The sequence below is a fragment of the Candidatus Dormiibacterota bacterium genome, assembly GCA_035544955.1.
Taxonomy (GTDB): Bacteria; Chloroflexota; Dormibacteria; order CF-121; family CF-121; genus CF-13.
This window is the reverse complement of record DASZZN010000031.1, coordinates 1-18,246: the sequence shown is the minus strand read 5'-3', so window position 1 is coordinate 18,246 and position 18,246 is coordinate 1. Positions and strand designations below refer to the sequence as shown.

The 18,246-nt window shown below is 65.0% G+C and carries 17 protein-coding genes, 2 tRNA genes and 2 rRNA genes; 13 read left to right on the top strand and 8 right to left on the bottom strand.

Annotated features, from left to right (window positions below; translation table 11 throughout):
• Positions 1 to 45: 45 nt before the first annotated feature.
• The 8 genes from VHK65_11135 to VHK65_11100 all read right to left on the bottom strand — a co-directional run bounded on the left by VHK65_11135 (position 46) and on the right by VHK65_11100 (position 7,298).
• Positions 46 to 849, bottom strand: coding sequence for an ABC transporter permease (locus VHK65_11135; protein HVS06701.1), 804 nt, complete (start codon positions 847 to 849; stop codon positions 46 to 48).
• A complete protein-coding gene (locus VHK65_11130) occupies positions 846 to 1,613 on the bottom strand; it encodes an ABC transporter permease (GenBank protein ID HVS06700.1) in 768 nt (255 codons plus the stop codon). The genes VHK65_11135 and VHK65_11130 overlap by 4 nt, the downstream gene beginning before the upstream one ends.
• Positions 1,614 to 1,623: 10 nt before the next feature.
• Positions 1,624 to 2,565 carry an ABC transporter ATP-binding protein gene (locus VHK65_11125; GenBank protein HVS06699.1) on the bottom strand — a complete coding sequence of 314 codons (942 nt, stop codon included), beginning with the start codon at positions 2,563 to 2,565 and terminating at the stop codon, positions 1,624 to 1,626.
• Positions 2,514 to 3,092, bottom strand: coding sequence for a methylated-DNA--[protein]-cysteine S-methyltransferase (locus VHK65_11120; GenBank protein ID HVS06698.1), 579 nt, complete (start codon positions 3,090 to 3,092; stop codon positions 2,514 to 2,516). Before VHK65_11120 ends, VHK65_11125 begins: the two co-directional genes overlap by 52 nt.
• Positions 3,093 to 3,101: 9 nt before the next feature.
• Entirely contained in the window at positions 3,102 to 4,604 is a 1,503-nt protein-coding gene (locus tag VHK65_11115; protein HVS06697.1) for an AlkA N-terminal domain-containing protein, read from the bottom strand.
• 68 nt (positions 4,605 to 4,672) lie between these two features.
• Positions 4,673 to 6,064: a pilus assembly protein TadG-related protein gene (locus VHK65_11110; GenBank protein HVS06696.1), complete on the bottom strand. Its 1,392-nt coding sequence runs from the start codon at positions 6,062 to 6,064 to the stop codon at positions 4,673 to 4,675.
• 102 nt (positions 6,065 to 6,166) lie between these two features.
• Complete coding sequence (locus VHK65_11105; protein ID HVS06695.1) at positions 6,167 to 6,793, bottom strand: TadE family protein; 627 nt, start codon at positions 6,791 to 6,793, stop codon at positions 6,167 to 6,169.
• Between the two features lies 1 nt (position 6,794).
• Entirely contained in the window at positions 6,795 to 7,298 is a 504-nt protein-coding gene (locus VHK65_11100) for a TadE/TadG family type IV pilus assembly protein (protein HVS06694.1), read from the bottom strand.
• Between the two features lie 305 nt (positions 7,299 to 7,603).
• On the opposite strand from VHK65_11100, the gene VHK65_11095 reads away from it, so the two are divergent.
• The 13 genes from VHK65_11095 to VHK65_11035 all read left to right on the top strand — a co-directional run.
• Positions 7,604 to 7,996, top strand: a complete 393-nt coding sequence (locus VHK65_11095) for a hypothetical protein (protein ID HVS06693.1) — start codon at positions 7,604 to 7,606, stop codon at positions 7,994 to 7,996.
• Positions 7,997 to 8,215: 219 nt separating this feature from the next.
• Positions 8,216 to 8,707: a TadE/TadG family type IV pilus assembly protein gene (locus VHK65_11090; GenBank protein ID HVS06692.1), complete on the top strand. Its 492-nt coding sequence runs from the start codon at positions 8,216 to 8,218 to the stop codon at positions 8,705 to 8,707.
• Between the two features lie 3 nt (positions 8,708 to 8,710).
• On the top strand, positions 8,711 to 11,257 hold the full coding sequence (locus tag VHK65_11085) for a pilus assembly protein TadG-related protein (GenBank protein ID HVS06691.1): 2,547 nt from the start codon (positions 8,711 to 8,713) through the stop codon (positions 11,255 to 11,257).
• Positions 11,254 to 11,820, top strand: coding sequence for a TadE family protein (locus VHK65_11080; GenBank protein ID HVS06690.1), 567 nt, complete (start codon positions 11,254 to 11,256; stop codon positions 11,818 to 11,820). The genes VHK65_11085 and VHK65_11080 overlap by 4 nt, the downstream gene beginning before the upstream one ends.
• A 43-nt stretch (positions 11,821 to 11,863) precedes the next feature.
• Entirely contained in the window at positions 11,864 to 12,880 is a 1,017-nt protein-coding gene (locus tag VHK65_11075; GenBank protein ID HVS06689.1) for an NAD(P)/FAD-dependent oxidoreductase, read from the top strand.
• Between the two features lie 40 nt (positions 12,881 to 12,920).
• Positions 12,921 to 14,456: a DNA polymerase III subunit gamma/tau gene (gene dnaX, locus VHK65_11070; protein HVS06688.1), complete on the top strand. Its 1,536-nt coding sequence runs from the start codon at positions 12,921 to 12,923 to the stop codon at positions 14,454 to 14,456.
• Positions 14,457 to 14,774, top strand: coding sequence for a YbaB/EbfC family nucleoid-associated protein (locus tag VHK65_11065; protein HVS06687.1), 318 nt, complete (start codon positions 14,457 to 14,459; stop codon positions 14,772 to 14,774).
• A gap of 16 nt (positions 14,775 to 14,790) precedes the next feature.
• Positions 14,791 to 15,381, top strand: coding sequence for a recombination mediator RecR (recR, locus tag VHK65_11060; GenBank protein ID HVS06686.1), 591 nt, complete (start codon positions 14,791 to 14,793; stop codon positions 15,379 to 15,381).
• Positions 15,382 to 15,645, top strand: a complete 264-nt coding sequence (locus VHK65_11055) for a hypothetical protein (GenBank protein HVS06685.1) — start codon at positions 15,382 to 15,384, stop codon at positions 15,643 to 15,645. It abuts the gene before it with no gap.
• Between the two features lie 280 nt (positions 15,646 to 15,925).
• Positions 15,926 to 17,440 (top strand): 16S ribosomal RNA (locus VHK65_11050).
• 273 nt (positions 17,441 to 17,713) lie between these two features.
• Positions 17,714 to 17,787: transfer RNA gene (locus VHK65_11045), tRNA-Ile, on the top strand.
• A gap of 80 nt (positions 17,788 to 17,867) precedes the next feature.
• A tRNA-Ala gene (locus tag VHK65_11040) sits at positions 17,868 to 17,940 on the top strand.
• A gap of 190 nt (positions 17,941 to 18,130) precedes the next feature.
• Positions 18,131 to 18,246 (top strand): 23S ribosomal RNA (locus tag VHK65_11035); the annotation flags it as partial.

Below are 18,246 nucleotides of genomic sequence, written 5' to 3'. Positions count from 1 at the left end.
GTAATGTAGCGGGTGCGCGGGCGGAAGCGCCGTCAATCGAACCGGCTACTTGAGCAGCAGGCGCTCGAGCCGGGTTGCGGCGAGGGCGAGGGCCGCCGCACCAAGGATGACCAGGTAGGCGATGTCGAGCAGGATCGAGGGGCCGATCATGCCGGTCGTCAGGCTGCGGAGCAAGTCGACGCCGTGGTACAGGGGCGTCAGCTGCACCACAACCTGCAGTGCGCCGGGGTAGACAGTGATCGGATAGAAGGTCGCCGAGAAGAGGAAGAGGGGAATCAGCACAGTCAGGACAAGGTCGAAGTCCTGGTAGGTACGGACGAAGGTCGACGCGGCGGTGCCCACCGCCGCGAACGAGAATCCGATCAGCATGGCGGCCGGCAGAGCGACCAGTGCCCAAGGGGAGATCACCAGTCCGAGCGCGACCATGAGGACGATGAAGCCGAGGGCGTAGAGCGTGCCGCGCATCAGCGCCCAGGAGATCTCGCCCAGCGCGATGTCGGCGACACCGAGCGGTGTGGCCAGGACAGCGTCGTAGAGCTTGACGTACTTGAGCTTGTAAAAGAAGTTGAACGCGGTCTCGAAGATCGCGCCGTTCATCGCGGAAGAGGCCATCAATGCGGGGGCGACGAACACGGCGTAACGGAGCGGATGGCCGTTCACGGTAACCGTCGAGCCGACCAGCGCGCCCACCCCGAAGCCGATCGCGAGCAGGTACAGCAGGGGCTCGACGAAGCCCGACACGATGACGGGCCAGCCGCGCCGCTGGAGGATCGCGTTGCGCTCGACGAGGTGCCCCGCCCTGCGCACCGCGGGGACCTGGAAGCTGCGCCGCCCAAGCACCGCGATCACGGAGCGAGCCGCCGGCGAAACGTGATGCGGGCAGCGACGACTCCGGCGGCCGCGTACACCAGCAGCACCAGCAGGTGGATGCCAGCGGCCGGTGCCAGCACACCGACCGAGAGGCCGCGGGCCAGCGCCACGCCATGCGCGAGCGGTGTGAGCCAGGCGATCCCCTGGACGAATTGCGGCAGCTGATGAATCGGAAAAAAGACGCCGCCCAACAGAAAGAGTGGCGTGATGAAAAGGCGGCCGATCAGGGCAAAACTGTTATCGGTGCGCTGCGTCGCCGTAAAGGCAAAAATCGGCGCACCAAAAGCGAGGCCGGTAAGGACGGCGACGACGATAGCCAGCAGTCCCAGCCCGGATTGGACCGTGCCGAAGAGGAGCATGACGAGAAAGAATGCGCTGCTGCCCAGTGCGAGGCGGACGGCGAGCCAGCCGAATTCGCCAGCCAGGACCTCGAGGACGCGGATCGGTGTCGCCAGCATGCCATCGTAGGTGCGAAGCCACTGCATCCGCGCCATGATCGGATAGGTGGTTTCGACAAAGGCGGATTGCATCGCGGTGGCCGCCAGCAAGCCCGGCGCGAGAAACGCCACGTAGGAAACGCCGTCGACCGTTCGAACTGGCCCGCGCGAGATCAGGCTGCCAAGGCCCAGGCCCATGGCGGTCAGGAACAAGACAGGCGAAACGAACGAGGTGAACAGGGATCCTTTCCAGGTGCGGCGGTAGACGAGCAGATGATGTTCGAGGACGCGTAGCGCGCCGGTCATCGCCGTCCAATCACTCGATCAGGCTCCGGCCGGTGAGTCGAAGGAAGACGTCCTCGAGCGTACTTCGCCGAACCAGGGTAGACTCCGGCCGCAGGCCGCGGCTATGGACCGCGGTCGCCGCCATTTCGCCGTCGTTGGTGTAGAGCAGCACGCGATCGGGCAGTACCTCGATACGCTCGGCGAGGCCGTCGAGCTTGGCCTGCGCCGGGGTGGTATCGATCGGGAAGCGAAGTTCGAGCACTTCGCGTGTGGAGTACTGGTCGATCAGGCTTCGCGGCGATCCGAAGGCGACGATCTTCGCCTTGTCCATGACGACCAGGCGATCACAGAGTTGCTCCGCCTCATCCATGTAATGCGTGGTCAGCACGATCGTGACGCCCTGCTGCTTGAGGCGGTAGAGGCGGTCCCAGACCAGATGCCTCGCCTGCGGGTCGAGGCCGGTGGTGGGCTCGTCGAGCAGCAATAGCTCGGGCTCATTGACGAGCGCGCGCGCAATCGTGAGCCGGCGCTTCATGCCACCGGAGAGAAACTCGACGTGATCTCTCGCACGGTCTTTGAGCTGGACGAAATCGAGGAGCTGCTCTGCACGGCGCCTCGCGACATCGCGTGCAATACCGAAGTAGCGGGCGTAGGTCAGCAGGTTCTCGTCGACGTGGAGTTCGACGTCCAGCGTGTCCGACTGTGGCACCACGCCCAGCCGCGCGCGAATTCGCGGGCCGTCCGCGACCGGGTCCATGCCGAGCACACGCAAGGTGCCTCCCGATGCGACCGAGACGCACCCGATCATGCGCATGGTCGACGTTTTACCGGCGCCGTTCGGGCCGAGGAAGCCGAACGCCTCGCCGCGCTCGACGTCAAAGTCGATCGCGTCAACGGCAACGAGATTCGCGAAGCGCTTTGTCAGGCCACGGGCATGGATAAGCGCGTCTGCAGGGGTTGCTGATGTGGCCATTCGGGCGTCGAAACGATACTAGATGCGAGGACGCTTGCTTCATGGTCGAGGAGCCATTGCTTGGTGGGCAGCCCGCCCCCGAATCCGGTCAGCGATCCGTCGGCTCCGATGACGCGATGGCACGGGAGGACGATGCAGACCGGATTCGCGCCGTTGGCGGCGCCGAGGGCGCGCGCGGCCTTCGGAATGCCGAGTGCCGCCGCCTGCCGGCCATAGCTGGTCGTGGCGCCGAACGGGATCCGAGCCAACGACCGCCAGGCTGCGAGCTGGAAGCGCGTGCCCTGCAGGTCGAGTGGGATGTCGAACGTCGTGCGCGATCCGGCGAAGTACTCGTCGAGCTGGGCTGCCGTTCGCATGAGGATCGGATGATCCGGGTTGCGGCGCGGTATCGGATGAATGCCCGCGCGCGCGGGTGACAGCCTGGGCCAGAGGATCGTTCTGAGCCCATCATCCGACGCGACGAGCGTGAGCACACCGATGGGTGTGGGGTGGGTCGTGCTGTGCAACCTAGCTTTGGTTTGCATCATGAGGCCTCCTTAATCTTCACGCCAGCCTTTCCACGCCGGGGCTGGCTCATTCGGCGTGTCGCTGAGTGTGGCCCACAGTTGGTGGGTCGCGTAGCTGCGCCAGGGCCGCCAGGCGGCGGCGTGTTCGGACATGGCACGCGAGTTACTGCCGAGGCCGAGGCGGGCGCCGGCCTTCTTAATGCCGAGGTCGCTCGGTAAGAAGGTATCGGGGTCGCCGAGTGCGCGCATCACGATGTAGCCCGCCGTCCATTCCCCGATCCCGGGCAACCGCATCAGCTGCTGGTAGGTCTCAGTCCGGTCGGCGCCTGGATCAAGCGCGAGCGCGCCGCTCGCGACGGCGCGGGAGAGCGCGTAGAGCGTGGCTCGACGCGTTGCCGGCACGCCGAGCCTTGACAGGTCCGCCTCGGCGATCGCGCCGGCTTGGGGGAACAGATGGGTGAGTGTCGGGTCGGCGATCTTGATCACGTCGCCATTCGCAGTCACCAGGCGCGACGCGAGCGTGCGCGCCGCGGCGATTGAGACCTGCTGGCCGAGAATCGCCTGGATCGCGAGCTCCGTCCCGTCGACCGCTCCGGGTGCGCGCAACCCGGGGCGCTTCTTAACGATTCGCGATAGGCGGCGGTCTTGCGACAAGACCTCGACGACGCTCAGCGGGTCGGCGTCGAGGTCGAGCAGGCGGCGGCACTGTCGTACCGCGCTCGTCAGATCCGCCATCGACTCCAGACGGAGCGTGCACCGGATGTGGGTGTCGATCGGTTCGAGCGCGACCACGCCGGCGCCGCGCGGCAGGCGCAGTGTGCGCCGGTAGACGCGGCCGTTCATCTCCGCGACGCCGGGCAGCGCGCGGACACGGAGCCAGGCGGATAGCGTGGACCAGTCGAGCGGCGGCCGGTAGGGGAGCCGGAGTGTGAGCGCGCCGTCGGCGATGTCGCCACGGCGCCGTCCTGTGGTGCGCAGTTCGGTGGGCGTGAGCGCGAACACCTCGCGAACCGTGTCATTGAATTGACGGATGCTCTCGAAGCCGGCCGCGAACGCGACATCCGTGAACGGCAGGTCGGTCGTCTCGATCAGCACACGCGCGGTCTGCGCGCGTTGGGCGCGGGCGATCGCGAGCGGCCCGGCGCCGAGCTCACTCAGCAGCAGGCGATGGAGATGGCGCTCGCTGACGGAGAGCCGCCGCGCGAGCCCGGTGACACCGTCGCGATCGATGGTGCCGTCCGCGATCAGGCTCATCGCGCGCCCGACGAGATCACCGCGCACGTTCCATTCCGGAGAACCGGGGGACGCGTCCGGGCGGCAGCGCTTACAGGCGCGAAACCCGGCAAGCTGCGCGGCGGCCGCGGTCGGATAGAACTGGACGTTCTCGCGCTTCGGCCGGACCGGTGTCGGACAACTGGGGCGGCAGTAGATGCCGGTTGTCTTGACGGCGGTGATGAACCAGCCGTCGAAGCGCGCGTCGCGACTCTCGACGGCGCGGTAGCAGCGTTCGAAGTCGAGGGGTCCGGCGCTCATGGCACCATCATGAGGCCTGCGAACGTCTCAGGCTAGCGGAAATCGGACATCCAAAAGGCCGCGGCGGATTAGCGGTTGATGCCGCCCTGGATGGCCGGGTTGCCGAGAACGACGTCGATTCCACAGACCCAGCTGACGACTTGCTGTGAACCGCCACCGCCGCTGATGTGATAGCTTGCGACGGTCATTTGGCCGTTGAAGTGCATGACCGGGTTCCCATGGCCCGTGATGGTGTACTTCGGCATGTAAAAGATGCCGCTGATGTCAAAGCTCGTACCGGGGCCGAAGTCGACCGAACCGGTGTACGCTGACGCCCCGTTTCCACCAAAGAACACGAAGTTGTGCGTCCCTTGCGGATCGCGCGGGCCGACATAGCTTTGCGGGTGCAGGTCATCGATGCCGTTGAGCGTGACCGAGCTGATGTCTATCGCCCCGGTGTCCGACGAGTCCAGCACAATCGCGATCGCGCCAGCAGCGTCCTCGGTGCCAGAAGCCGTATACGTGACCTGGGTAAGTGCGCCGAAGCTCATCGCTCCTGCGTTGTTGATCAGCTTGTAGACGCCCGGGTTCAGCTTGCCAGGCGCGGATGGGAAGACGCCGTTGTAGATACCGGGCTTCCAGTTGCCACTGCCATCCTGGGCACTCGCCGGGAATCCGGCACTGATGAACGTCGGCGCACCAGCCGGGACAGTCGGCGAGTAGTTGTCGAACGGCGTCGGGGCCGGCTGGGACCAGCGTTCAATGCCGACGCCGCCGGCCGGAGGGCCGGTCCAGACCCAGGTTTCACCGTTGGTTACACCACCATGGTCGAGATAGTTCGTAACGGTGGGGCTGCACTGCGTCCCGGTGGAATCGACCTGAGTTGCGTGCGTGAGGAACGCGTGGGGTCCGTTATTTCCGCCGTAGTCTGAGAACGCGTAGACGCTGGCACCAAACTCGCGGACCGTCCCGCCGCCACCGTTGTTGCCCAACTCCCCACTCACCGCGACCGCCCCGTAGCTAGCAGGGATTATGGTCGGTCCGGGCGCCGTCGTCCGGACGCTGTTGCCGGTCGTCACGGTCTGGCCGATGACGCCGGCAAAGAGACCGGGTTCGGTGTGCTGGATCGAGAGATCCATCTCTTTCGCGGCCGGGTCGGCAATGCTGATGGTGTAGGCACCCGTGGTGTAGGTACCGGGTGGGCACGCCGAGTTGCTCGTGCAGGAGCCCAGCGGCAGCGTGAAGCCGAGCGGTTTCTGAAGGTACTGCAGCGCGACCCAGTGCGCCGCGTGGGTGCTCGTCGAGTAGGCGACCGAGCCGGCGAGCGCGGCCGAGTCGACGTCGGCCTGGAGCAGCCGGCGGTCGGACTGCGCAAGGCTCAGGTCAAGGGCGAACGCGGCCAGCCCGAACAGCAGCATAGCCATCAGGGCTACGAGCACGATCATCTGGCCGCGGCGCCCATTACGCAGGGTCTTTTTCATCTCGTTCCGAATCACGGTTGCATTCGCAAGTTACGGGGCGGCTTTCAGGCGTGCCGCGTAACGAAGGCGCCACGAGTCTGTTGCTGCAGCGGTCCCTGCACGTCAGAACTCCTCGCCCAGCATCGACGTCGACGACATCAGCGTCAACGTTGGCCCGAAGGGCGTCCACGGCTTAAACGTGTACTTCACGGTTACCTGCACCAAGAAGCAACCCTTGAATTTGGGAAACCCCCACTCCGCTTTGCGTGAGCCGAGCTCGCCCGCCCGAGGGTCGTGGGTCAGTCTCGTTTTGGCTGCGACGCAGTCGGCGTCGGCACCCGCGGCACCGGTCTCGGCCGGAGCAATGCACACATTGACGTTGCCCGCGGCCGGGTTGCCGCACGCGCCAGCAAGCGTGTTGGAGAACAGCGTGACGGTGCCGCCCAGCGGCTGCACGACATGGGTAACCGTCTCCAGGATGCGGGCGTCGGTCAGGCATCCGCTCCCGGTCGCGCCCGAGGTGAAGCTCGTGCCCTGGCACGGTTGGCCGTTGGACGCCCCCCACGGATTGTCCGCGGCGCTGCCATTGGCCACTCCCTGTCGGGCTCCCTGTCGGGCAGCATCGGCAACCGTGCTATCAGCCTGTACCAGGCGCATGAAGTCGATCATGCCGATGAGGACCAAGAACAACACGGGCACCACGAGCGCGAACTCCACGAGCGACTGACCGCGCGAGTGCTGAGGCCGCATCTCAGTACTGCACCCGCGCCTGGACGTCCGCTTTGATCGTGATCGGCGAGCTGACAAAGTTGGCGAGGAATGGGGTGATGAGTGGCATGGAATAGACGATCTGGACCTCGATCGCGTCGGATCCCGTGTTGCCGGGGTCGGTGGAGGTCGCGGTCGCGCGGGTGATGGCCTTGTTGGCGGCACAATGCCAGGTGACCGTCATGGTGGCCCCGTTGATCGAGGAGCCGGCCGGCGTGCCGGTAAACGTGCTTTCGAGCGCGGCCTGGTTGCCGATCGTCGCTAGCGTGTCGCCAGCCAGTGGCGGCAAGGTCGTGCTCAGCGATGCGGTGCTGCCGCCGCCCGCGCATGCCGTATCTCCGGTCGCCTGTTGGGGCTGCAGCACGGCGCTGCGAAGCGCCTGACGGGTCGCATCGGCCACCCCTTCCCGGTAAAAGTACGCGCGCCCGACGTCGGCCGTCAGCAGCCCAAGAATCAGGACCACGGGCAAAGCCAGGGCAAGCTCCACTAGAGATTGCCCGCGACGGCGGGTCAGAAATGACTTTGTCATACGGATCGCGGCGATCTCACCCTGTCAGCCGTAACTTACAATGGTGCTTGCTTCCACCAAATTCGCTATGTCGTCACACACTCGTGCCCGTGGTCTGTCGCCGATCGCCGCCACCCGCTTCTCATCTTTCAGTGATTGTTAGCGCACTTTTAGCGATCGCGTGGGCGTCGTGACGGCTACGCCACAAGATCGTCACACCGGCACGGCGGACCCACCTCGGCCACGAATAGTTCATCACCATGGGGGCGTTGTAGATAGTGGACATGGCCGCTCGCCTTGCCCAAGGAGTGATCGATTTTATGCGCAGGATTCTTATCGCAATGATCGCCGGCAGCTTTCTGCTACTGAGCGGCGTTGCCGCCAGCGCCAAGCCCGATTCGGGGAATGGTCAGCAGAGACAAAATGGCCAGCTGCAGACCCAGGCGCAAAAGGACGAGAAGACGACGCTGCCGGCGGCAAAGCCGGCGACCACGCCCGCCACGAAGCCGGCGACCAAGCCGGCCGCAACGACCGCTCAGTGTGGCGAGCAGGGCGACAATACCGGCGACCACCAGCACGAGGACGCCGCCGCCTGCAACGACCAGAATGAGCAGGCCGGTGTCAACGAATCGAAGACCAACGCGAACGATACGGCCGGCGGTAATAGCGAGAACTAACGTCTGATCGAAGAGGGGCCGCTTGATGCGGCCTCTCCTTTTGTTTGAGGGCCGCCGGGGAGGGCGTTTCACGAGGGGGTAACAGCTTGTCGACGAAATTGCAGACCTCGGCTGGACCGCACTTTGCAACCTTTGCTGTATCGGTTGGGATTTACGTTAGCAACCGTGCGCTCCCTGATGCGCCGTGGACGTGTTCGCCGGCGAAACAGTGCCCAATCGATGGTCGAGTTCGCCCTGCTCGCCCCGGTCGTGATCATCATGCTGTTCCTCTGCATCGACTTCGCGCGGCTCGTCTACACGTATGCCGCCGTGTCCTGGGCGGCCCGGGAGGCCGCACGGGTCGTCTCGATGGAGCCCCAGGCCAGCAGCGATTGCGCCGCCATTCGGACGGCCATGTCGAGCGCGCAGGGATTCCTGCTCCGGCCTGACGAAAACTCGATCGTCGGCAACGCGGATCCGAACAGCTCGTCAAGCCCCAACGCGGATCAGAATCCGCCCGCAGGCGTGGGCAAGATCTACATCTGGCCGGCCGTGGCGACCGCCTCTCCGGCAGATCAGCACTGCGATGGCGTCGCCCGCGCGGTGTCGCCGACGGTGCAGGACGTGGCGGTCCAGGTTAAGTACACCTACCTGCCGATGATGCCGCTGATCAGCAGCTTCCTGCCGCGAATCACCATCACCACGATCAGCGTGGTGCACACGGAGTACTGAGAAATGAACTTGATCCGCCGACATCTGACGAACCGCACCACTGGCCATCGTGGCCAGGTGATGGTGATCTTCGCCCTGATGTTCGTCGTCCTGGTGGGGTTCGCCGGGCTGGCGCTCGACGCCACCCATCTGTACCTGGTTCAGCACACGGCGCAGAAGGCGGTCGACGCCGCGGCATTGGCCGCCGGCAAGCGTCTTGCCGGGGCGACGCAGCAGTCGCCGATTGCGGACTCGAATGCGCTCGCCGCCGTGGCCGCCCACGACTTCGCCGGGGCAGACGGGTTCATCACGACCCGAAACACGGCCTGCGACCGGACGACCACGGTCGGCAGTCTGACTCGGTTCACCACGACCTGGTACGACACGGCGGGCGTAGCATGCGGCTCGAGCTCCGGATTCAATAACGCCGTATCCCTTGCGGTGCCACCCTACGCGCTGACCCCGCACTGCCAGACGGCCCCCTACAACTGCATGCAGGTCATCATCAACTCGCAGGTCCAGAACCTGATCATGGGATCGGTGGGCTTCGCGACGAGTAATGTGAGCGCCTCGGCAACCGTGTTCGCCCAGCCGAGCGGCATCGTGTACAACACGCCGCCTCCACTCGCGTTCTACCTCTATGAGGCGCCCACCGGCGCGTGCGGCGTTGGTTACCAGTGCTTCGACCGCACCAAGGCACCGACCCGGTCGATGCTGAAGTGTGATGCGACAGCGAACTGCCCCACCTACTGGGTCCAGAACGGCGCCGGCACGATGATCATCGGGGTCGACGGGGCCACGCTCAATCCGCCGTCGGACGTGGTCGCGGCCGAGTCGAACGGTGACATGGTGATCGGCGACCGGTCCTCATTCTGTGACCCGTTCGGCGGGGTTACGAATCAATGCGCCTGGAACAATCCCGTCGGCGCGAATGGCTTTGCCCTCAACCCGAGCGCCATGCTGTACTGCAGCGGCTTCGGAGGAGGCTATACCTCGACGCCGATTGGTTGTACCACGACCGGTCCGGGCGCCTATTCGGTGCGGAAGGTCTACGGCAACGAGACCTCCTTCAGCACCAAGTCATGGACGCCCCGGTTCAACCTTGCCGGGCTGCCGAGCTGCGGCACCGTGGTGCTGAACGGCGACCCGGTCGCGAGCAGCGGGTCGACCTGCCCGCCGCCAGCGTCCGAACCGTATAACCTGATGCCGGGCATCTACCAGTCGATCGTGGTCAACCACGGCACCTATACCTTCGAGCCGGGCATCTATGACATCACCGGCAAGGCCAGTGTGAACACGGCGACCAGTGGCAAGGCGAACGGGATCGACCACAGCCGCGAGAACTCCAGTGACTGGGACCTGTGCACGACCGCGTCCGGGAGCGTGACCGCCTGCGGTGGCGTCAACCCGCTAACCGCGGGCGTCTGGATCGGTTACGGGTCGCTGGCCTCGGGGCCGCTGGTCACCACCGTCAACGGAGCCTGCGCCGGCGCCGGGACGACCGTCGGCGGTGGCGGCGACCGCACCTCGATCAGTGGCGCCGGCGTCGTCTTCCGCTTCGAGGCGAACTCGGCCGGCTTCGTTTCCACCAGCGAGATCGACTACATCGGCCTGAACGCGCCGGGACTGGGGCAAGAGCAGCGTGTCGCCGGCGCCCCGCTGCTGTTCGACATGGAGAACGACAGCTTCATCCATATCGACTCGGGCAGCACCCGCGAGAGCGAGACGCCGAAGCTGAACAGCTTCAACGGAATCATCTACCAGTACACGAACGCGCGGGCCGGTGGCGTCGAGGTCAACCCCGGCAGCCCGTCCCGCTGGGGCGAGTGGGACGGGGGTACGACGAATGCGGTCGTGTCGGGCCAGATCTTCGCGTACAGCCTCACCACCTTCGGGGCCGGCGGCACGTTCAACTTCAGCAACGGAACCGGCGGAGCCGCGACCCCGAGCGTGACGACGAGCGGCATTCAGGAGAACCAGATCCTGGTCAGCTCGACCCTGGTTGCTGCGACCGGGACCACTGAGTCGATCGTGATCAAGTACCAGGACGAATGGGCGCTCGACGCCTACGACGCGTACGTCAAGATCAACAACGGCAGCCCCATCTACTTCTCGGATGGCATCTGGAACCCGCGGCCAACGTCGGGACAGACGCTGCCACCCAACGCGCTGACGAATATCCCGAGCGATACAAACCCGGCGAAGCCCACGGGCGCGGAAGTGGGCGCCGGCCACTACACGGTCGGGACGAACTCTAACGGTGACCCGAAGTGGACGATGACCTACCCGGTGGGCGGGATCTACGGCCCACACGACGGGAGCACCTTCACGGTCGAGGGCAACTGGGCCTGGGGCCACGAGCGTGACCTCCTGACCGCGGTCCGTGGTAACGACCTGGCGACGCTCACCTATACCTTCCCGGTGCCCGCCGGCCAGACGGTCACGGTCAGCATGTTCATGACCGACGGCGACCGTTGCGGTGACTACGTGACCTCGACCTGGACCTTCAACAACATCGGGCAGCCGGCGCCAGGTGTGCAGGTGGTCGGGTCCGTGAGATTGGAGGCATGATGCGCAGGCGACTGCGAGGCCGGCGCGGGCAGGCGCTGGTTGAGACCGCGCTGATCTTCCCGATGCTGCTCTTGTTGATGCTCGGCTCGGCCGACATGGGGCGCGCCTTCTACCTCAAGCTCGAGATGTCGGGCGCGAGCCGGGCCGGGATGCGGATGGCGGTGTTGGGCCAAAACGTCGACATCGGTAACGCGGTTCGCGCCGAGCCGAACTCGGCGATTCCGAACACGACGGCGGCTTGGGGCGTGACCGGGCCAGGCGGTAGCAGAGCGGACTGCCTGTCGGCGACCCAGAACTGCGGTGATCCGAATGGCTGCCCGCCCACGGCGTTCGCCGCCGGGCAGCAGGCGTGCTTCGCGGTGCGGACGTGCACCAACTGGACGAACGGCGCGTGTGCCACCTACAGCGCCTGGAACGTGCGCCCGTCGGCGGGCGTCGACCAGGCGGTCGAGGTGCTGGTGATCTATAAGTTCACACCGGCCACGCCCCTGATCGCGAACTTCACCGGCGGAACCGGGTCCTTCTACCTCCCTGGCGACACACTCGGCCTGCAGCTGTATTAGCCGCGTCGCGCGTGTCGTTCCGTAGACTGGGGCCATCGTCACGGTGCCCGAGCGCTACGACGTCGCGGTGATCGGGGCCGGCCCGGCCGGCTTGGCGGCCACCGTGTCGGCCGCGGATGGCCTGAAGACCGCGGTGATCGACGCCTACGGCGCGGGCGGCTCCGCCGCGGCAACCCCGGTCATTCAAAATTATCCGGGCTTCGCGGACCCCGTGAGCGGCGACCAACTCATGCGTCGGATCTACGAGCAGGCCCAGCGATTGGGCGCGAACTTTGCCTTGACGAATCCCGCGGTGGGTTTGTCGGCAGAGTCCGGTGGACTGGTGGTGACGCTAGCCGATGGGGTCACGATTTCCGCCCGGGCGGTCGTGATCGCGACCGGGGTGGCGTATCGCACGCTCGGAGTCCCGAGCGTCGACAAGCTGACCGGGGCCGGCGTCATCTACGCGGACTCGGTCGCGGAGCCGGCGGCGCTCGCCGGCCAGGAGGTCTTCATCGTCGGCACGACAGCGGCGGCTGGGCAGGCGGCCCTTGACCTCGCAAAGCACGCCGCCAATGTGACGATGGTGGTCCGCGCCGGCGCACTCGACGCGAACGTCTCGCCCGGATTGGCCAAGGAGATCGACCGAACGCGGAACATCCGCGTACGCGTCAACACGCAGGTCGTCGAGGCTTTCGGCGAGGGTCGCCTCGAGGGCGTACGGCTCCGCCATCGGGTCAGCGGAACGATCGAAGCGGCACGGACTCGGGCATTAATCGTAATGATGGGTGCCAATCCGAACACCGAATGGTTGAAGGGAACGATGCTGCGCGACGAGGAGGGTTACCTCCTCACGGGAAACCAACTCGTGCGCGACGGACGGTTGCCCCAGGGCTGGCTGAGCGAGCGCGCGCTCCTGATGCTGGAAACCAGCGTACCGTGCGTATTCGCTGCCGGGGATGTCCGCCGTGGCGCAGTCAAGCGGGTCACATCGGCCATCCTCGAAGGCATGCTGGCGATCACGCTGGCGCGGCAGGTGCTGCGCGAGCAGGCCGAGAGCGCCGTGGGGGCAGCGAGCTAGCGTTCGCCCGGCCGGCTCGTAGAATTGGACGCGGCAGCTGATGGCGTACCAGACCCTTTACCTCAAGTACCGGTCCCAGAAGTTTGGCGACCTGGTCGGGCAGGATGCAATCGCCCAAACGCTTCGGAACGCCGTCGAGCAGGGCCGCGTGGCGCACGCCTACCTGTTCTGTGGCGTTCGTGGAACGGGCAAGACGTCGACCGCCCGCATCCTGGCGAAGGCGATCAACTGTTTGGACCGCCGCGGCGCGGAGCCGTGCGGCGTGTGCGCGAACTGCGTCGAAATCGGATCCGGCGCAGCCGTCGACCTCATCGAGATCGATGCCGCCTCGAACCGAGGCATCGACGAGATCCGGGATCTGCGCGAGCGGGTCAAGTATCTGCCGGCGACGTTGAAGGTCAAGGTGTACATCATCGATGAGGCACACATGCTGACCACGGAGGCCTTCAACGCCTTACTGAAGACGCTCGAGGAGCCGCCGGCGCATGTGGTCTTCGTGCTGGCGACGACCGAGCCGCACAAGATCCCGCTGACGGTGGCCTCGCGCTGCCAGCGATTCGACTTCCGCCGGATCGACACCGCGGCGATCGCGGCGCACCTAGCCTCGATCGTCGAGCAGGAGCAGGTCAAGGTGGACCCGCAGAGCCTGGCCCTGCTGGCCCGCCTGGCTCGCGGCAGCATGCGCGATGGCATCACGCTGCTCGACCAGCTGATCTCGCAGGGCGGCGAGGAGCTGACTGTGCAGAAGACGCACGAGCTGCTCGGGCTGGCCGACCCCGACACGCTGGTTGCGCTCCTGGCGTTCGTGACCGAGGGCGACGGGGCCAAGACGCTGACCGAACTCCAGCGGTTTTACGATGCCGGCGGGGACGTGCGGCAGCTGGTCCGGGGATTGCTGGGCGCGATCCGCGAGGCGGCCTTGCTCTCGGTCGGCTACCAGGATGCCGAAAGCCTGGGCGGTGCGGCGTCGGCCGGATTGGAGCGGATCGGCCGGGCGGCCGGTCGAAACGCGCTGCTCGGCCTTTGGAAGGGCTTGATGGAGATGGAGCCGGAGGTGCGCAAGGGCGCCGACGCGCGCCTGCTGCTGGAGGTGACGTTGCTGTCGAACATGACGCATCCCGTGCCGGTGACGGTTCCCGTTGCGGCACTGACGACTGAGGCGGTCGGCGGTGAGCGAGTGATCGAGCCGGCCATGGACGCCGAGCCGGCGGTGCTCGGCCCGGACGCGCGATGGGACGCGCTCAAGCAGCGACTCCCGAAGATGATCGGGAGTCTGCTGATGGACGCGCGGCTCGCCGAGGCCAAGGAGGGCCTGGTGCGGATCGAGTTTCGCTATCCGGCCCACGCCGAGCTGATGCAGAAGGCTTCCAACCGGGAGACGCTGCTGGTCGCCGTCCGTGAGATCTTTGGGGCTGACACCCGGGTGGAACTGGTGGCGGGGGAGAAGAAGCCCGCCGCAGCACCGGCGGCGCCGGTGCGCCCGGCGGCGTCCGTCGCCGACGACCCCCTGGTCAAAGAGGCGATGAACCGGTTCGACGCGACCAACGTGCGGGTCACCCCGCGAGGGAGGGGCTAGATGGGTCAGCAGTTCAAGATGCTCAAGCAGCTCCAACAGATGCAGGCCCGGATGGCCAAAGTCCAGGAAGAGCTGGGCGCCAAGACGGTGACCGGAACGGCGGGCGGCGGCATGGTCGAGGTGGTGGCCAACGGCCACCAAAAGGTGCTCTCGGTCACGGTCAAGCCCGAAGTCGTCGATCCCGCCGACGTCGAGATGCTCCAGGACCTGGTGCTGGCCGCCGTGAACGACGCCATGGAGAAGGCGCGCGAGCTGGCGACCAAAGAGATGGGCGCCGTGACGGCGGGGATGGGGCTTCCGCCGGGCCTGATGGGGTAGCGGCCGGTTGGCTGAGATCCCGCCGGCGCTGACTCGGGTGATGGAGGAGCTCGGCCGGCTGCCGGGCATCGGGCCCAAGACGGCCCAGCGCCTATCCTTCTATATATTGCGAGCGCCGCGGGAGTCGGTCGACCGGCTGGCCACGGCCCTGGTCGAGGTCAAGGCCCGGATTCGCTTCTGCGACGACTGCTTCTTCATCGCCGAAGGGGAGCGGTGCACCATCTGTCTGTCAGCCCGTCGCGATCGGACGGTGCTGTGCGTGGTGGAAGAGCCCCTGGACGTGCTGGCGATCGAGCGAACCGCTGAGTACCACGGTTTGTACCACGTCCTGCACGGAGCGTTATCACCGATCGACGGTATTGGCCCGGCCGAGCTCAAGATTGCGGAGCTGGTCGGCCGCCTACGCCGGGAGCCGGTGTCCGAGGTGATCCTGGCGACCGACCCGGACATGGAAGGGGAGGCGACCGCCGCCTACCTGGCGGAGCAGCTGGCCCCGCTGGGAGTGCGCACGTCCCGGCTGGCACATGGACTGCCGGTCGGGGGCGAGCTGGAATATGCCGACGAGTTGACGCTGGCCCGCGCGTTCAGTGGGAGGCGCGCGTTCTAGATGGAAGAGGAAGAGCGCGAGGTCGCCTGGCTAGCGATGCCAGAGAAGGCGCCCGTCATGGATGAGGCTGGCGAAGAGATCGGCCGGACGGAGGAATTGCTGGGCGACAAGGGGGACGACATCTTCCACGGGATCGTGGTGAAGCTGGCGCGCAGCGGGCACCGGGTCGAGGTGCGGGCGGACCGGATCCCGAAGATTACGACCCGCCGGGTGTATACGGACCTGGCTGCGGACGAGCTAGAGAAGCTGCCGGAGTATCGGTAGGCAGCGAGTGCGGCGGGCCGAGAAGAGGTTGCCCTGACGGTTTAGGTGCCCGGCCGCTGGGGTAGGCTAGAGAGGCGTTCGTACGTTCTTGACAACTACGCGCCCCTTTGGGGTATCATTCTCAAGCTGCCCGAGAGGCGGGAGGTAATCCTGCGCTTAAGGCCCGGCGAGCACCTTAACAATTGAAGAGTGGAACGGACTTCTCCGAGAAGGCCCTTCGAAATGTCGTAGGGACCCCTGATTCGATTCTTTAACCGAAGACCCTGTTGGGTCGAGGTTTTTAACGGAGAGTTTGATCCTGGCTCAGGATTAACGCTGGCGGCGTGCCTGACACATGCAAGTCGAACGGGTGCTAGCTGCCCGCAAGGGTGGCTAGCGCTAGTGGCGGACGGGTGAGTAACACGTGGGCAACCTGCCTGAGAGTGCAGAATAACCCTGCGAAAGCAGAGCTAATACTGCATGTGGTTGTCGGATGGCATCATCTGACAACTAAAGTCGCAAGACGCTCTCAGATGGGCCCGCGGCCTATTAGCTAGTTGGTGAGGTAACGGCCCACCAAGGCTATGATGGGTAGCTGGTCTGAGAGGACGGACAGCCACACTGGGACTGAGACACGGCCCAGACTCCTACGGGAGGCAGCAGTGAGGAATTTTCCGCAATGGGCGAAAGCCTGACGGAGCAACGCCGCGTGAGGGATGAAGTCTCTAGGGATGTAAACCTCTGTTGGGAGGGACGAAGATCTGACGGTACCTCCTGAGGAAGCCCCGGCTAACTACGTGCCAGCAGCCGCGGTAATACGTAGGGGGCAAGCGTTATCCGGATTTACTGGGCGTAAAGAGCGCGTAGGCGGTTCCGTAAGTTGGTTGTGAAAGTTCGAGGCTCAACCTCGAAACTGCGTCCAATACTGCGGGGCTGGAGTGCAAGAGAGGCAAGTGGAATTTGCGGTGTAGTAGTGAAATGCGTAGATATCGCAAGGAACACCAGTGGCGAAGGCGGCTTGCTAGCTTGTAACTGACGCTGAGGCGCGAAAGCTAGGGGAGCGAACGGGATTAGATACCCCGGTAGTCCTAGCCCTAAACAATGTTCACTAGGTGTTGGTGGTATTGACGCCATCAGTGCCGCAGCTAACGCATTAAGTGAACCGCCTGGGGAGTACGGCCGCAAGGTTGAAACTCAAAGGAATTGACGGGGGCCCGCACAAGCAGCGGAGCATGTGGTTTAATTCGATGCAACCCGAAGAACCTTACCGGGGTTTGACATGCAGTGGAAAGCCGTAGAGATACGGTCCTCCCGCAAGGGATCGCTGCACAGGTGGTGCATGGCTGTCGTCAGCTCGTGCCGTGAGGTGTTGGGTTAAGTCCCGCAACGAGCGCAACCCCTGTGGTTAGTTAAATTTTTCTAACCAGACTGCTGGGAGAAACCCAGAGGAAGGTGGGGATGACGTCAAGTCATCATGCCCTTTATGCCCCGGGCTACACACATGCTACAATGGCCGGTACAACGGGTTGCCACACCGCGAGGTGGAGCTAATCCCTTAAAACCGGTCTCAGTTCAGATTGCAGGCTGCAACTCGCCTGCATGAAGACGGAGTTGCTAGTAACCGCAGGTCAGCATACTGCGGTGAATATGTTCCCGGGCCTTGTACACACCGCCCGTCACACCACTTGAGTTTGGTGCACCTGAAGTCACTTGCTGAACCCGAATAGGGACGGCGGTGCCCAAGGTGTGCCCAGCAAGAGGGGTGAAGTCGTAACAAGGTAGCCGTACCGGAAGGTGCGGCTGGATCACCTCCTTTAAGGAGCCTGTCGTCGCCGGGCGCAAGCCAGGTGGCGGGAGGAAAGTCAGCTCAGTTCGGCAGTAACCGCTTTACCGACCGCCAAGAGTAGTCTGCGCGCAAGCGCGGGTGAAGAGTAGCGGCCCGAGACTGCGGGATCTCTCGTTCGCGGGAGGTAGGCCGATCAGCAGCCGGTGGGAATCCGGAATGCGTGTCCCGCGACTGCCTATCCGGGGGTCCGTCCACTCCTTCAATCGTTAAGGTACGGCCGCTCGTCCGCTCACCTTGGCACCTGGGCCTTTAGCTCAGATGGTTAGAGCGCGCGGCTGATAACCGCGAGGTCTGTGGTTCGATTCCACAAAGGCCCATTCTTATCAGCCGCCGCTGGTGCCCAGAGCGCGACGTTGCCGGCCAAACGATGACGATCTCAAGTGAAGAGATCCCATTTGGGGATGTAGCTCAGCTGGGAGAGCACCTGCTTTGCAAGCAGGGGGTCGCCAGTTCGAATCTGGTCATCTCCATCTGTTAGAAAGCGCCGCCCGGTGGGTACCATCGGATACCCGGCCTGGGCGCCGCGACATGTACCTTCAAAATCGAATAGCGAAGAAAGTAATTTAGGGTAACCAATGCAGAAAATGCGTGAAACGACCCATTGCGAAACTCGGGTGCGGCCACACGTCCGCAGCCGGCGTTGAGCAGTGTTGATAGATGGGTCAAGCTACAAAGAGCGCACGGTGGATGCCTTGGCACCAGGAGCCGATGAAGGGCGTAGAACTCTGCGATAAGCCTCGGGTAGTTGAGTGCAAACGTTAATCCGAGGATTCCCG